The organism is Gordonia pseudamarae (assembly GCF_025273675.1).
Taxonomy (GTDB): domain Bacteria; phylum Actinomycetota; class Actinomycetes; order Mycobacteriales; family Mycobacteriaceae; genus Gordonia; species Gordonia pseudamarae.
In genome coordinates this window covers 5,098,136-5,113,645 of sequence record NZ_CP045809.1, presented here as the reverse complement: position 1 = coordinate 5,113,645, position 15,510 = coordinate 5,098,136, and the positions used below count along the sequence as shown (strand labels likewise).

General features: G+C 67.5%; 13 protein-coding genes and 1 riboswitch. Of the genes, 3 read left to right on the top strand and 10 right to left on the bottom strand.

What is annotated here, in order from left to right; genetic code table 11:
* Window positions 1-153: 153 nt before the first annotated feature.
* From GII31_RS22335 to GII31_RS22290, 10 genes are all read right to left on the bottom strand, one after another.
* A complete protein-coding gene (locus GII31_RS22335) occupies window positions 154-1,056 on the bottom strand; it encodes a MinD/ParA family ATP-binding protein (RefSeq protein ID WP_287384401.1) in 903 nt (300 codons plus the stop codon).
* 1,269 nt (window positions 1,057-2,325) lie between these two features.
* A complete protein-coding gene (locus GII31_RS22330; protein ID WP_246222015.1) occupies window positions 2,326-3,543 on the bottom strand; it encodes a MinD/ParA family ATP-binding protein in 1,218 nt (405 codons plus the stop codon).
* A 368-nt stretch (window positions 3,544-3,911) separates the two neighbouring features.
* Complete coding sequence (locus GII31_RS22325; RefSeq protein WP_213245609.1) at window positions 3,912-5,051, bottom strand: MSMEG_0565 family glycosyltransferase; 1,140 nt, start codon at window positions 5,049-5,051, stop codon at window positions 3,912-3,914.
* 19 nt (window positions 5,052-5,070) lie between these two features.
* The gene (locus GII31_RS22320) at window positions 5,071-5,967 is read right to left on the bottom strand and encodes a carbon-nitrogen hydrolase family protein (RefSeq protein WP_213250908.1); all 897 of its coding nucleotides are present in this window, start codon (window positions 5,965-5,967) and stop codon (window positions 5,071-5,073) included.
* 91 nt (window positions 5,968-6,058) lie between these two features.
* Window positions 6,059-7,516: an MSMEG_0567/sll0787 family protein gene (locus tag GII31_RS22315; RefSeq protein ID WP_260840203.1), complete on the bottom strand. Its 1,458-nt coding sequence runs from the start codon at window positions 7,514-7,516 to the stop codon at window positions 6,059-6,061.
* 14 nt (window positions 7,517-7,530) lie between these two features.
* Complete coding sequence (locus GII31_RS22310; RefSeq protein ID WP_213245607.1) at window positions 7,531-8,583, bottom strand: MSMEG_0568 family radical SAM protein; 1,053 nt, start codon at window positions 8,581-8,583, stop codon at window positions 7,531-7,533.
* Between the two features lie 57 nt (window positions 8,584-8,640).
* Window positions 8,641-9,963 (bottom strand): MSMEG_0569 family flavin-dependent oxidoreductase, encoded by a 1,323-nt coding sequence (locus tag GII31_RS22305; RefSeq protein WP_213250904.1) that lies wholly within the window; start codon window positions 9,961-9,963, stop codon window positions 8,641-8,643.
* Window positions 9,964-9,977: 14 nt separating this feature from the next.
* Window positions 9,978-10,298, bottom strand: coding sequence for an MSMEG_0570 family nitrogen starvation response protein (locus GII31_RS22300; protein ID WP_213245604.1), 321 nt, complete (start codon window positions 10,296-10,298; stop codon window positions 9,978-9,980).
* The gene (locus tag GII31_RS22295) at window positions 10,291-11,190 is read right to left on the bottom strand and encodes a carbon-nitrogen hydrolase family protein (protein ID WP_213245602.1); all 900 of its coding nucleotides are present in this window, start codon (window positions 11,188-11,190) and stop codon (window positions 10,291-10,293) included. Before GII31_RS22295 ends, GII31_RS22300 begins: the two co-directional genes overlap by 8 nt.
* 6 nt (window positions 11,191-11,196) lie before the next feature.
* Window positions 11,197-11,721, bottom strand: a complete 525-nt coding sequence (locus GII31_RS22290) for an MSMEG_0572/Sll0783 family nitrogen starvation response protein (RefSeq protein WP_213245600.1) — start codon at window positions 11,719-11,721, stop codon at window positions 11,197-11,199.
* A gap of 261 nt (window positions 11,722-11,982) precedes the next feature.
* Window positions 11,983-12,171, top strand: a riboswitch (cobalamin riboswitch).
* Window positions 12,172-12,239: 68 nt separating this feature from the next.
* On the opposite strand from GII31_RS22290, the gene GII31_RS22285 reads away from it, so the two are divergent.
* The 3 genes from GII31_RS22285 (at window position 12,240) to GII31_RS22275 (ending at window position 15,478) form a co-directional block, all read left to right on the top strand.
* Window positions 12,240-13,307, top strand: coding sequence for a FecCD family ABC transporter permease (locus GII31_RS22285; protein WP_246222013.1), 1,068 nt, complete (start codon window positions 12,240-12,242; stop codon window positions 13,305-13,307).
* 83 nt (window positions 13,308-13,390) lie between these two features.
* Window positions 13,391-14,452 (top strand): ABC transporter substrate-binding protein, encoded by a 1,062-nt coding sequence (locus GII31_RS22280; RefSeq protein ID WP_246222012.1) that lies wholly within the window; start codon window positions 13,391-13,393, stop codon window positions 14,450-14,452.
* Between the two features lie 219 nt (window positions 14,453-14,671).
* The gene (locus tag GII31_RS22275) at window positions 14,672-15,478 is read left to right on the top strand and encodes a Rho termination factor N-terminal domain-containing protein (protein ID WP_246222011.1); all 807 of its coding nucleotides are present in this window, start codon (window positions 14,672-14,674) and stop codon (window positions 15,476-15,478) included.
* The last annotated feature ends 32 nt before the right edge of the window (window positions 15,479-15,510 follow it).

The following is a 15,510-nucleotide window of genomic DNA, read 5'->3' as shown; positions in this document are numbered from 1 at the left end:
GATCACTCATCTACCACGGGCAAGTCCACTCCGCGTGGTGGCCCCACCGCAACGGTTGCACTGGGTTGTACCGTGCGTATCGCGGCGAATCCGCTGTTCATGGTGACAAGTTGGGTCGTTGGTCCCGTGGAAACAGGACCAACGACCCAACTGTCAGCGGTGCCGGGCGTTTGGGAAGTCGGCGGCCACGGTCGCGGCCAACTCCATGAATGCCAGCTTCACCGGCTTGCTTACCCGATCAAGGTCTACTTCGGCGCCCTCGGCCAGGTGGTCGTCGAATCCTATGTGCTCGATGGCCCGGCAGCGGGAGGAGAAATACTGTGTCAGCGGCGCGGTGTCGATGTTCGACGATCCGGGCCGCGGCGAGCTGATCACGACGATCGCCGACGACACCAGTCGGCCGAAGCCGTGGGCGTCGAGCCAATCGAGGGTCGATGCCGCGCTGCGGGCACCGTCGATCGCCGGCGAGGTCACCACAATGATCGAATCAGCGGTTTCCAGAACGCCTTTCATTACCGAATGGCTCAGTCCGGTGCCGCAGTCGGTGATGATGATGTTGTAGAATCGTTGCAGCACGCTCAGCACACTGCGGTACTCGTCGTCGCTGAACGCCTCCGATACCGATGGGTCACGTTCGGAAGCAAGAACTTCCAGTCTGCTCGGGGCCTGCGAAGTATGTGCGCGAACATCGGAATAGCGAGTGAGATCACCGTCGGCGAGCAGATCACGCACGGTGGAATCGGTCTGTCGCTGAACCCGCTGTGCGAGCGTACCCAGGTCGGGATTGGCATCGACGGCGATCACCCGGTCGCCACGCACGGATGCCAGTGTGGCGCCCAAAGTGACTGTGGTGGTGGTCTTTCCGACACCACCCTTGAGTGAGAGCACCGCAATCCGGTAGTCGCCGGCCAGTGGTTGGTTGATCGCCGCCACAAGTTCGCCGCGATGGATCTCCGAGCGCGGAGTGCGCGGTTTGATGGTGCCGCCGCTCATCTTGTACACCGCGCGCCGCCAGCCCTTCGGCGGTGTCCGGAAGTCGCGCCGGACCAGTGTCACGTCATCGATGGGATGTGAATCTGTTTGTGGCGCAGGGTATATGACGTGTTCGGTACCGGTTGCCCCAGGTCCGAAGCCGGCCGGGGGTACCCCTGTCGGAGGTGCTGTCGGGTGGAATGCGGCGTGTCCGGGCACGCCCTGATACGGCGGCACCGGGGCGGCGCCCGGCCTCGGCATGGGCGCGGACTGCCGGGGACCGGCGGACCGGGGGTCGGGATAGTGCTGATCCGGGTGCGCCCGATCGCGGTATCCGGGGCCGGCAAAGCCCGGGTCGCCGAACCCGGGATTCATCTGGCCGGGATCTGCATGGTCGTGTCCGGGTCCGGCCTGCGGCGCGAACGGTGCCCGCACGGTATCGCCACCGGGTGCCGGAAACGGCGTGAACGGCCCCTGTTCGGCGGGGGCGAACGGAGGTTGTGCGGCGGGCGGGATCGGTGGCTGGGCCGGATCCGCAAATGTCGTCACGTTCGGGCTGAGCCCGTCGGGACCACCCGGGAACCCCCCTGGTACAGGCCCTTCTGGTACATGCCGTTCTGGGACATACTCGTCTGGACCGAATCTCTCAGGACCAAACCGCCCTGGCCCGAACCCTTCAGGACCGAACCCTTCAGGCCCGAACCCGCCTGGTCCGAATCCTTCCGGACCGCCCTGGTTCGGATGCGGTCCGGAGAACGGCACCGGACGGAAGGCTCCGCCCGTCGCCGGTGCACCATTGTGAGGGTCGGCCCACGGTGGCGCGTAGGCCGCCGGCGGCATGTCCGGCCCCTCACCCCTGGGGACCCAGCTCGGCAGGTTCTGCTCGGGCCCGGGTAGGTGATCGGCGAAGGGCGGCTGATCGGCGAACGGCGGGCCATCGGGTGCCGGTTGACCGGGATCGGCATCCGGGCCTCGTGACCCGCTCTGATCACGCCTCCAGGTGCGATCACGTCCCCAGATGTCGTCCGGCCCCGCGCCCTGTGGGTGGCCCGGGCCGTGCTCGGGCGCCGGACCCGGCTCGGGGATGCGGCGCGGTTCGGGGACCGGCGGCAGATCCGAGAAGCTCACCGGTCCCAGGTGCGGACGCGCACCCGGATGGGGTGGGTGTTCCGGGCCTTCCGGCCCGGTGAAATCTGCCGAATGATCGGCGGGTGTGTCGTCTTGTGCGCCCATCGGATCGTTCCCCCCTCGTATGCCGACCCTACCCGGTCGTGCGTGTCCTGCCGTCGAATCTAGGGCATGTCGTAGCCGGTTCGCCGATGACGGTCTCGTGACGGAGCCTCCGCCTGCCGGTCACCAACCCTCAGGTGAGGGCGGGCATCGGCCCGACCGGAAAGAGCCCGCCACGGTGGCGGCCAGTTCCAGGAATGCGGTGCGGGTACGCCGGTCCATCCGGTCGAGGTCGATGTACGATCCGGTCGCCAGATGCTCGTCGTACGGAATAACCTGAACCGCCCGGACCCGACCCAGGAAGTGTTCGGTGAGGGCATTGATGTCGACGGCCGAACCACCCGGCCGGGCCGCGGAGATCACCACCACAGATTCCTGGACCAGGCGTTGATAACCATGTGCCTCAAGCCAATCCAGAGTTGCCGATGCGCTCTGCGCTCCATCGACGGCGGGCGTGGTGACCACGATGATCGCGTCGGCCAGTTCCAGCACGCCTTCCATCGCCGAATGCACGACGCCGGTGCCGCAATCGGTCATGATGATGTTGTAGTACGACTCGAGAATGGCGATGACCCGCCGGTAGTCGTCCGCGTCGAACGACTCCGAGATCGCCGGATTACGTTCGGAAGCAATTACTTCCAGACGGCTCGACGACTGGTTGGTGTGTCGCCGGACATCGGTGTAACGGCGCAGGTCCGGATCGTTGAGCAATGTGCGTACGGTGGCCGCGGACTGCTCGGGAATCCGCCGGGCGAGAGTCCCGAAGTCGGGGTTGGCGTCGACGGCGATCACCCGGTCACCGCGCAGTGAGGCGAACGCGGACCCCAATCCTACTGTGGTGGTGGTCTTTCCGACACCACCCTTGACAGAGAGGACAGCCAGCCGGAAATCACCGTGGATGGGGGTGCGGGCGTGGTGCACCAGCAGTGCGAGCTGCTCCTGGGTCCTGCTGGCCCCGAACGTGATCAGGCCGCCGGAAGCCGCCCGGAGCCTTTCGCGCCAGCCGCCGGGATGTTTGACGCGCCGGACCGGATGAGCCAGGTCGTCCGGCAGCTGCGGTCGCCGCTGGGGCCCGGTCCACTGGGGCTGTGTCAGCGGGTACGGTGCCGGATCGGGAGGTGCCGGCTGTGGTGCGGGCCGGTATCCGTTGAACCCGGACGGAACCTGTCGATGACCGATTCCCGGTCCGGTGTTGTGCTGTGCGCCGGGGTCCGGCCGCGTGTCCGGGACCGGCCGGATCGGAATCGTGAGCGGCCCAGGGCCGCCGTCGTCGAACCGATATGGAGCGGACCGGCCGGGGGATGTGGCCGCAGGAGATGTGTTCGCAGGGGATGTCGTCACCCGGGACGTGTTCGCGGGGTCCTGGGCAGCCTCGTCGGGGGCCGCGGCGCGGTCAGGGGGTCCGGGCGGAGCAGTCCGCACGGGCACCTCCGGCCTGGGTGTCTCCCGCTCGGGTGCCGTCTGCTTCGGTAGCTCTTGCTTTGGTGTCGCCTGGTTAGGTGTCTCGGTGTCGTGCTCGCCCGAAGAGTCCTCACGGTCCTGGTCCGCAAGGTTGTCGCCGTCGATCGCCCGGAGCCAGGGGGCCGACTGTGGGTGGTCGGGCAGTGACATCAGGGGTCCCCTCGCTCGGGTACGGCCTTCCCCGGGGTCCGAGGCTGCCGGGTTCGTGCGGATCCGCGGCCGGCCGTCACAGGTGGTCGGGTGTCATCTTACCGGGACGGGTACCGCGTAGCGCGTGGCTGTCGGCCCGCAGGGGGATGAGCAGTGTAGAACTCGAGGTGCGCCCGCGCCGCCCGATCCCAGGTCAGCGATTGTGCGAGCAGCCTGCCACGTTCGGTGCGATCGTCCGGACCCGAACTCGAGTGGGCTGTCGCCCGCGCCATCTGGGCCGCCATCTGCGCCGGGCTCGACGCGTAGCGAACGGTGTCGCCGAACACTTCGCGCAGCACGGGCAACTCCCGGGCGACGACGGGTCGTCCGGCCGCCAGCGCCTCCATCGCGGCCAGCCCGAAACCTTCCTTGGTCGACGGGAAGGCGAACACCTCGCACGCGGCGACCAGGGCGGGGAGGGCATCGTTGTCGATGCTGCCCAGAATGATCGGGGAAACACCGAGTTCGGCTCTGCATCTCTCGAATTCAGCGCGGTAGTCGCGGTAGTCGAACAGGGTCTCACCGCCCGCGAACACCAGCTGCAGCGATGGATCCTCACGGCGCAGCAACGCGAACGCCTCGATCAGATCGATGCTGCCCTTGCGGGGTTCGATGCCGCCGACCGCCAGCACATATCGCCCCAGCCCGGTTCTCCACCGTGACCGCGCCGCCACCGCATCGCAGCGATCCGACGCCGCTGCCGCAAACCGTGCGAAATCCACGCCGTTGGGAATCACCGTCGGTGAAATGCCCCAGCCTTCGTTCACCTCCGACGCGACACCCCGGGAGACGCAGATGTGCGCGTAGGGGGTCACGATGGCCTTCTCGTGGCATGCGGCGAGTACCGGTGTGGTGAACCGGTCGAGATGGTGGACCGTCCTGATGCATGAGCCGACCGCGTTGGCGCTGATGCAGTCCTGGGCGTGCACGATGTCGTAGTCGGATCGGAATCCGCTGCGCAACACCTCGATCGAGCGGACGATACGGTCGCCGACCGTCTCCCCGGCCACATCCGGAAACGGCAGAAGCCGTTGCCGGACAGCAGGATCGACATTCCGGAAGAATCCCTGATCCCCGCTGCGCGCCAGACTCCACACGGTGACGTCGGTGCCGAGTGCGGCGAGTGCCTCGGCCAGATTCAGCGTGTGGACCACACCGCCGCGCGGCCGGGTCGAATACGTCAGCAGTGCGATGCGCATCGAGTCACCCCTGTTCTGATCATTGCTGTTCCGACAGGTCCTGTTGTGATCGTTCACCGCCGGGCTCCCGACCGGTCGGTGTGACCGCGGCTGATGCGTACAGTTCCGGCCGCAGCTCGTTCAGATGATTGAGAACCTTTCTGGCCCGGTAGATATCGGCATCGACATCGGTATCGTAGGTGGCCATGCCGCCCTTCGAACGGGTGGTGGCGAGGATATCGCCGCCGGGGCCGACGATCTTGGCCTGCCCGAGGAATTGCAGCGAGCCGGTCACCCCCGTCAGGTTCGACGACACGACGAACACCTGGTTCTCGGCGGCCCGCGCACAGTCGTACAGGTCGAACAGCCGGGACTGCCGATCGGCCGGAAGTCGTGCCGCCCGGTCGGTGACACTGGCGGGCCACGCCGACAGCGCCGCGATGATCCGGGCGCCGTCGAGGGCGAGGGTGCGGGCCGACTCGGGGAAGGTCTTGTCGTAGTCGATCAGCATCCCGAGTCGCCCCACCGGGGTGTCGAAGGCGCCGAAGGTGTCACCGGCGGCGTACGCCTTCTCCTCGCCGGCCGGCTGATGGACCTTGCGGTGGTGTCCCAGAATTCCGTCACCCGATACGCACACGGCCGAGTTGTAGTGCAGTGCTCCAACAGCTTCGGTGTAGCCCAGGCACACCGTCATCGGTCCGGCGGCGGTGATGACCCGTCCCAGCTCCGGGCCGTCAGGAGCGATGGCGGGCGGTAGCTCGAATCGTTCCGGGTTGCGCATGTCGCCGATGTATCCGCCGAGGGTGGCGTCGGGAAACACGAGCAGGTCCACCCCGTCTCGGCGGGCGGCCTCGATGATGCTCAGCGCCTTGGTCAGTCCTCGTTCGATGTCCCGGCCGAAATGTCCGGCGAGCGCGCCCAACGACACCGTGCCCATCTCCGGGTCCTTTCGCTTCACGTCTACCGTTTCCCTTCACCTCCCCGTGCTGACACCCGCAGCTGCCGGCGCACCGTCGTGATCGGCCCGGCTACGCGGGCCCCAGACCGGTCACGCGCTCGGTCAGCGCCGTGGTGACCTCACCGTCCGGCCAGCGTAGCCGTACACCCGGTTGCGCGGTGAGTCGTCCGCAGGAGGCGGCGGTGACGGGTGTTGGGGTGACGGGTGCCGTGACGGCGGGCGCGGCCGCGGGTCGGTCGGCGACCAGCATGGCGAACCCGGGGAAACATGTCAGCCAGTCGCCCATGGCTGCTCCGGCGGGCCGCGGCACGGCACCGACGTCGAGTTCTGCTCCGGTCCCCGATGCCTCGGCCAGCATGCCCAGCGTTCCCGCGAGCCCGGCCATGCTGACGTCCTTCGCCGCGGCCGGCCGGAGCGCGGGGACTATCGAGGACATCGCGACGAGCTCGTCCGACGACCGTGCGCTGGTGCTGTCCCACTGGCGCCCTTGGTATCCGGGACGCCATCGCCCGCCGAGGTCGGCGATCACCGATACGGTGTCACCGACACGGCCGCCGCCCGCCGGGACCGGTGCGTCGGCTCGCCCGAGAGCGGTCACCGACAGCGCCGCCGGCACCCCGGCCTGTGTGTGACCACCGAGAACCGGTGTCCGCCAGGCCTGTGCCGCCGACGCGATGCCCCGGACGATGCGGGTGAGCTGCGAGGTCGTGGGTGCGGCGACGGCGTCGAGCACACCGACGGGCCGCGCCCCCATCGCCGAGAGATCATTGAGGTTGACCAGAATCGAGCACCAGCCGGCCCATTCCGGGTCACGTTCGATCATCGACGGAATGATGGCATCGCAGGCGGCGATCAGATCGCCGCCCGGTACCGGTACCCTGTCGTCACCGCGAAAACCCTCCGGCCCCAGACCGTTGCGCTGCTCGGCCAACGGGGCCAGGACACCGGCGAGCATGGCCTTCGTCGACGACGCCAGCTGCTCGATCCGGCCGATCGGCCACCGCACTCGCCGGTGCGCCCGTCCGGAGATCACCGCCCCGGCGCTGTGATCGGACCACCCGAGGCGAGTGAACAGGGGTGCGTAGCGGTCCTGGATCTCGGCGTCGAATCGCAGCACCCCCGCCGACTCGACGAAGGCGCACGCGGCCCGCACCAGCGCCGAGCCGACACCGGCCGCCGTCGCGCCGCCCGCCTCCGCGGTCACGACGAGCCGACTGCCCGCCCACCAGCCGAGGTCGACCGGGGTACAGGGTGCGACCCGCACACCACCGATCACGCTTCCGTCCGGCGTCCGGGCGACCAGAATCCGGGCGCGTGGATCGTCGTCGATGTCGTCGCGATCGGTGTGGGTGAACAGCCCCTGGCGTTCGACGAACTCACGTCGGCGCAGAGCAAGATACGCACGTTCCGATACGGCATCGTCGGCAACCGAGATCAGGAACGGCAAGGCCGGCGTCGGCCGCGCACCGGCCAGCAGCGACAGGTCCGTCGTCGAGGGGATCGTGGGAGTGTTCGGCGTCCACGTCATTCCGTCGAGCATGATCACGCCCCCAGGCTCTGCAGCACGCCGCAGGCACCGCATGCGGCACATCCGGCCGACTGGTCGCCGCCGAGCATCCCGACCAGGCGCAGGTGCGCGGCCACCTCACGGCTGATCTTCTCCACCAGCGCCGGATCGGGTGCCCTGGCGCCGTCGACATCGACGGCCAGGGTGCCCGCATGCGGCCGGAACGGCACCACGAACGGGTACACGCCGGAGTCGGCGAGCAGTGTGGCACCGGAGATCAGCTCCTCCGGATCCTCACCGAGACCGACAAGCAGATAGGTGGAAACCTGGTTGCGCCCAAACACTTTCACGGCATGATGCCATGCCGCCCAGTACTCGGCCAGTGGTACCGACGCCTTGCCGGGCATCCAGGTGCGCCGGACGTCGTCGTCGAGGGATTCGACGTGGATTCCGATGGCGTCGGCACCGGCGTACCGCAGGTCGTCGATGGTGGACAGGTCGGCGGGCGGTTCGCACTGCACCTGGATGGGCAGTTCGGGGACGGCTTCCTTCACCGCATGCACACATCTGGCCAGATGCTTTGCACCACGATCGGTTCCGTTGGACGTGCCGGTGGTCATCACCATCTGGGTGACACCGTCGAGATCGACCGCGGCACGGGCCACCTCGGCGAGTTGTCCGGGCCTTTTCACCGCCACCGTCGACCCCGACCGCAGTGATTCCTCGATGGAACAGAACCGGCATCGCTGAGCCTCGTCGTAGCGTACGCAGGTCTGGACGACGGTGGTGGCCAGGACGTCGCGGCCGTGCAATGTGGCGATCTGCTCGTAGCGCACCCCGTCCTCGGTGGTCAGATCGTAGAAGCGGGGTCTGTCGATCACGCTGATCTCGACACCGCAGTCCGCACCGTCGCGGAGTATGCGGCTTCCATCGAAGATAAAGGGACTGTTCTGATTTCGTGGTATCGAAGCGTTGAGGCCGTCGATGAGAAAATGTCCGTCGTCGGTGGGACCGGCACCACCGGTGCGATTGACCGGCGGACTGCCGCGAACCCCGAGGAGGGTGAGATCGACTCGTGTGGAGACCATGGGTTGCTCCCGTCGTGGCTATCGGGTGGAGGTGGGGTCGGGGACGTGCGGGGCGGGCTACTGGCCCGCGGCGAGGCGGAATCGGCGGCCGGTGTTCAGGGCTTCGGTGTTCAGGGCTTCGGGGTCCAGTGCCGCGGGGTCCAGCGATTGCGCGATCACCTCGGCGATGTGCCGGGCGTCCCGGTCGATCCCGAGGAACCGTCCCGATCCCCAGGTATGCATCCACGGCAGCCCGACGAAGTTCAGTCCGGGAACCTGTGTGACACCACGGGTCTGCATGGGCCGGCCGCCGCCGTCGAAGGCGCTTGCCTCGATCCAGCGGTAGTCGGGCCGATAGCCGATCGACCAGATGACCGAGGTGATCCCGGCCTCGGCGAGATCGAGTTCGGTGGGTTCATCGGCGGGCTCCCACACCGATCGGTACCTCGACGGCGGCGGCGCGTCTATCCCCTCGGCGGTGATGTGGGCGTCGATGTCGGCGCAGATGGAGTTGTACGTGGCGTCGGCGGCGTCCAGTGATGCGGTGAGCGTGGGCGCGAAGGTCAGCCGCGTATCCTTGCCGCCGATGAGATGCCCGTACAGGTGCATCCCCTCGGTGGCGAAACGCCGCAGATCGATGTCGCGCCCGCCGTCGCGGCCGGTGACATAGTGGTTTGTCTTCTCCTGCGCCGCTTTACCACCCGGATACTGGGCCGCCGGCGTGTCGTAGATTCCCATGTCCGAGAGCCAGGTCATGCAGTCGCGGCCCCGGTAGGTACGGGCCACCCGCGGCGCGTTGCCCACCGCCAGGTGCACGGTGCGCCCGGCCAGATGAAGATCCTCGGCGATCTGCGTCCCCGACTGTCCGGTACCCACGACCAGCACCGCCCCGTCCGGAAGCTGTTCGGGTGCGAAGTACTGCTCGGAATGAAGCTGCGTGACAGCCGGATCCAGTGATTGCGCGAACGGTGGGGTTATCGGAAGCGGATACCCGCCGGTAGCGACGACGACCTGTTCGCAGTGCAGTACGCGGGGTCCGTCCGACCCGGACAGGGTGAGCTCGAATCCGTCTCCGGCGAGCTGCCGCAGACGCGTCACCGTGGTGTGCTCGCGCACCGGCGGCGTGAATGTGCGCAGCCAGGACGCGAGCCAGTCGACCACCTCGTCGCGGGTCATGAATCCGTCCGGGTCGGGACCGTCGTAGACGTGGCCGGGCAGTCGGCAGTGCCAGTTGGGTGTTACGAGAGTGAAGTTGTTCCAACGCTTGTCGGACCACGCGTGGACGAGGGTTGCCGACTCGACAACCAGGTGCTCGATGCCCGCGGCGCCGAGATACCAACTCACCGAGAGCCCGGCCTGGCCGCCGCCGATCACCACAACCGGAATTCGTTCTGGGGGCATATAGTCGGGGGCGTTCACGGGTTCACCTCCCCGACGGTGGCCGCGGTGGGCAGGGGTGGCCGCATCGCGACGATCTGTACGGTCGCTCCGTCCTCGAAAGCGGCTGCATCGGTGTGGATCTGCTCGGTGGTCATCGCCGCGGAGGTGCATGCGAAGCCGAACTTGGCGCGAACTCGCTCGGAGGCCTCGGACAGTGCCGTGGTGCTGCGGGCGCGGAAGTCGGTGACGGTGTAGGTGCCGCCGACGTCGAGATGATCGTGCATGACGAGGCTGGGGGAGTAGTACTCCCGTCGTCGGCCGTCGGGCCATCGCACGGAGAACAGCATCTCAGGCATGGGCCGACCTCCGCCATCCGGCCGCCCCGGTCGGGTCGAGGTCGATCAGCGGTGTGTACACATCGGGCCGCCGATCGCGGAGGTGGAACATCCCGGCGCGCATCGTCGCGAATGTTTCGGCGATGTCGACCTTGGCCACCGCCATACCGCTGTCCAGGAGGGTGGTGGCCAAGGTATTGCCGCCCGGATCAACGATTTTCGCATTGCCGACGTAGCGGAGGGAGCCGAATGTGCCGGACTGGTTGGAGGCCACCCAGAACACCTGATTGTCCAGCGCGCGGGCTGCGTCGAACAGGTTGAACCGGTATGTCCAGCGATCGTCCTGCAGGTTCTCGGCGGTCGCGGTGCGGGCCGCCGGCCAGGCCGACAGGCTGGCGATGATCTCGGCGCCGTCGAGCGCCATAACCCGGGCCGCCTCGGGAAATGCCTTGTCGTAACAGATCTGGAGTCCGACTCGGCCCACAGGAGTGTCGAAGACGCCGTAGTCGCCGCCGGGGGAGTACGACATGTTCTCGCCGAGCGGCTGATGGACCTTGCGGTAGGTTCCGTAGACGCGATCGCCGTCGAGGATGGCGGCGGCGTTGTAGCGGGTCCGGCCGTCGTCGGCGAGTTCGCAGAAGCCGATCGCGATCACCAGATCGCCGATGATCGACTGCACGCGCGCGATCTCGGGTCCGTCGAGACGGATGGCCGGCGGGAGCGAACGGCCCGTGTTCTTCACGGTGTCGCCGTGGTTGCCCAGCGACGAGAGGTATCCGCCGATCGCTGCTTCCGGGAAAACCACGAGGTCGACATTCTGTTCTCGGGCGCGGGTCGTGAACTCGGCGATGACGCGGTAGTTCTGTTCGAGGTCGCGGGTGAAATTGGCTGCGACGGAGCCGATGACAACCATATCTGGCTACACCATGTAGGTCGAGTTGATGATGGCGCCCTTGCGGGCGAAGTGGATGAGGGCATCCTGGACGTCCAGGGGATGCGCTGGGATGACGCCGTCGATCAGATCCTCCTCGCGGCCGCCGTGCAGCGCGAGACCGAACCTGCAGCAGAACACGGCGCCGCCCTCGGCGATGAACGTCTCGAGGGAGTTGTTGATGTTCTGCTCACCCGGGAATCCGGAATCTCCGGTTGTCGGAAATCCGCGCGTGGCAAGGCAATTGATGGCTCCGGGACCGTAGAAGTACATCGTCGAGTCAAATCCCTTGCGCAGCGCGCGGGTGGCCTGCAGGACGGCGACGAAGGACACCGACGATTCGTGGGCGATTCCGTGTACGAGGGTGAAGTACGATTCGCCCTCGTGGGCCTGATAGTCCGGGAAGATCTTGGTGCCGCCATAGATGTTGGAGCCCTTGGGAAGTGACGGATGGGGGATCTCGGCGAGGGAGGTGGCGATGTTGTCGGCGATGGCGGGATCGAAAGAAGGCACGATGACTCCTGAGATAGGGGATGGCAAACAGATGAGGGGGGTGGGGGCGGGCGAGGTCGCCCGGTCGGATGTGGCCGGTGGTCGCTCGTCGTCCGCGTTGACGGCGTATTCCGTTCGGCTACGGCTATCAGTTCACGCCTCGAATGATTCCGTGTGGTTACCGATGGAAGAATTGCCGAACCAATCGCGTTAACACGCCGGTCCACCGGGGTTCGGCGGTGGTGTCGTGTCCGAGGTGGTTGAACCCGCGCGGCGGATGATACTGTCCAGCGCAGAGTCGGTGCCACGCACATCCGCGGATGTGCCGGGAATCCGGTGAGAATCTGGAACTGTCGCGCAGCGGTAAGGGTGATTGACCGGGGCGAGTACCCACTGGGCAGGGATGTCCGGGAAGGGGCCCCGGCCGAGGTGACCCCGAGTCCGAAGACCGGCCGACTCTGTGGATTGTTGGCCGGGCTTCGCGAATTGAGCCCCGACACGTGAGGGCAGGCATGACGCCAGCGCCTGATGGTGCCACCGTGAGCGGCGTTCGACGCGGGCGGCGCGGCGACGCACGCCGGGTACCGGTTCTTCCGCTGGTCGTGGTCCTGGTGGTGGCGGCGCTCGCCAGTGCTGTCGTCTCCCTGGCGTTCGGTTCCGAACCGCTCGAGCTGGGCGGCGTCGTCGATGTGGTGATCGCGCGGCTCGGCGGATCCGCCGAGCCGGATCAGGTGTACGACACCATCGTGTGGGATCTGCGTGCCCCCCGCGTCCTGTTGGCGCTGATCGTCGGCGCAGGTCTGGCGGTGGCCGGTACGTGTATCCAGACGCTGGTGCGCAACCCGCTCGCCGACCCGTTTCTGCTCGGTATCTCCTCGGGCGCCGGGGTGGGGGCGACGTCGGTGATCGTGCTGGGCCTGTTCGGCGCCTTCGGTGTGTGGGCGTTGTCGGCGGGTGCGCTGGTGGGCGCGCTCGTGGCCACCGCGCTGGTGTTCGGGGTGTCGATCGCGCAGGGCGGGATCGACCCGTTGCGGCTGGTGCTGACCGGTGTGGTGTTGTCCTCGGCGTTCTCGTCGGTGTCCAGCTTCCTGGTGTTCGCGAGCGACGATCCCGAGGCCACCCAGTCGGTGCTGTACTGGCTGCTGGGCAGCTTGTCGGGCACCACCTGGGCGCATGTGCTTCCGGCCTCGATCACCGTCGTGCTCGGTGTGACGGCATTGCTGGGCCTGCACCGTTGGCTCGACGCCCTGGCCATCGGCGGCGACGCCGCCGCCGGGCTCGGGGTGCCGGTCAAACAGCTGCGGATCGCGCTGTTCGTTCTCTCGTCGGTGCTGGTGGGAGTGCTGGTCGCAGTGTCCGGCGGCATCGGATTCGTCGGGCTCGTGGTGCCCCATCTGGCGCGTATCCTCGTCGGGTCACGGCACTACGCGGTGCTGCCGGTGGCGGGGGCCGGCGGCGCGCTGTTCCTGGTGTGGGTGGACACGCTCGCCCGCACCGTCGTCAGCCCTCAGGAGATCCCGCTGTCGGTGGTCACCGGCCTGATCGGAGCCCCGATCTTCCTCATCCTGCTCGGCCGTAGACAGTACCGCTACGCGGGTGGTGCCTGATGGTTTGGCGCCTGATGGTTTGGTGATCGGGGGCTGGGAGCCCCGTTCGATTCCCCGGAAAACCCCTATCGAAAGGAGCCGATATGACCGTGAGAACGGTGCGGTACAAGAGGACCGGTGTGGCGATGGCCGGAGCGCTGGCGCTGGGCGTCATTCTCTCCGGCTGCGGCGACGATTCCGGCGGTGACAACGCCAGGTCGACGACGGCCATCGAAAACTGCGGCGGCCAAGAACAATTCCCCGTTCCGGCCGAACGGATCTTCGTCAACGACGGAAACATGACCTCGATGCTGCTGCAACTCGGTGCGCAGGACCGGATCGCCGGGGTGTCCGATCTCGAACGGCATCGGGACGTGCTGTCGCAGGTGTACGGCAAGGATGTGGTCGACGCGCTGCCGGTGGCGGCCGAGTCGTATCCGACGCTGGAGAACATCATCGCGCGCACACCCGATGTCATGGTGGCCGGGTGGAACTACGGCTACAAGCAGGAGAAGGGTGTCACGCCGGACATCTTGCGGAGCAAGGGAATAGCTCCCTACATCCTCACCGAGAGCTGCCGTCGCGACGACGGCGCCCGCGGTATCGTGCCCGCCTGGGAGGCCCTTGACACCGACCTCACCAACCTCGGTGTGCTCACCGGTGAGGAGGTCACGGCGAAGGAGACCATGGCCGACATCGACACCCGGCTGGCCGCCCTGGCACAGGCCCCCAAGGGTGACAAGGTGCCGACGGTGTTTCTGTTCGACAGCGGTACCAACGAGATCTACACGAGCGGATCGTACGGTGGGCCGCAGGCGATCATCTCCGCGGCGGGGGCGCGCAACGCCACCGAGGACGTCCAGGACACCTGGACCGGTGTTTCGTGGGAGCGCCTGGTCGCATCGCGGCCCGACTTCTTCGCCTTCGTCGACTATCCACCGCAGACGTTCGCCGACAAGGTGAACGTCCTCCGCACCAATCCGGCCACCAAAGACCTTCCGGCGGTGAAGGAAGGACGATTTTTGAATCTGCCGTACGCCACCTGGACGAGCGGCCCGCTGAACGTCGACGCCGCCGAGAATCTGCGCAAGGCATTGGAGACGGCGAACCTGTTGCCCGAGAGTCAGATCGCGCCCCGGCACGATCTGGGCCTGCCGCTGTCGTAGCCGTCTGTCGGCATTCCGTCCCGGCCGGACCGTCCACGCGACGGCGAGGCCGGGTCCGGCGGCCGCTCGCGCGGTGAAGTGGTGGAGTGGTGCGGCGGCTCCATATATCGCACGTGGTCGGCATGTACTCCCGCACAACCGGACGGTCGCTGGTTACGCTGCACGCAGCGTCGGCAATACTGTCGGCGCCGCGTCGTACCCGTGATGAATGGAACTCAGATGTCGAGGAAGAACAAGATCATCGAGCGGCTGGAGGTCGAGGTCACCCGGCTGCGCGGCGAACTGAAGAATGTGACCAGACAGGCCAAGGAGGCGGACAAGGCCGCGCGCAAGCGCTTCCGCCGGGCCGAACGCGACATCGCCACCCTGCGTGACGATGTGCTCGCCGCCCTCAACCTCGGCGGCGGCAGCAGCGCCCCGATCGCCTCGGTGACGCCGCTTGTGGCCGAGCCCACCGCCGCTGATGCCCCGAAGCCGGACGAGAGCGAGTCCGTGACGGATGCGCCGCCGGTGCCCGCCGCCGCCCGGCCCGTACCCGCCGGGCCGCCTGAGGCCGACCCGGTCGCGGCCCCGCCCGCGCCTGCGGACAAGGCGACACCGGTGAAGAACGCGGCACCGGCGAAGAAGGCACGTGCCGAGAAGGCATCGTCGCTCGAGGAGATCCCCGCGGCCAACAAGGAGCCGGTGGCCACGAAGGAGCCGGTGGCCGCGAAGGAGACTGTGGCGAAGAAGGAGCCGGTGGCCGCGAAGGTGCCTGTGGCCAAGAAGGAACCCGTGGCCAAGAAGGAGCCGGTGGCCAAGAAGGAGCCGGTGGCCAAGAAGGAGCCGGTGGCCAAGAAGGCGCCTGTGGCCAAGAAGGAACCCGTGGCCACGAAGGCCCCTGTGGCCGCGAAGGAACCTGTGGCCAAGAAGGCACCTGCCCGTGGTGGGCCGACCGTCGCAGAGTTGCGTGCCCGGGCCAAGGCCACGGGGATCACCGGATACTCGTCGATGACCAAGGCCCAGTTGATCGAAGTGCTCGGCTGAGGGCGTCGGCGGCGCGTCGACCGCTTCTACTG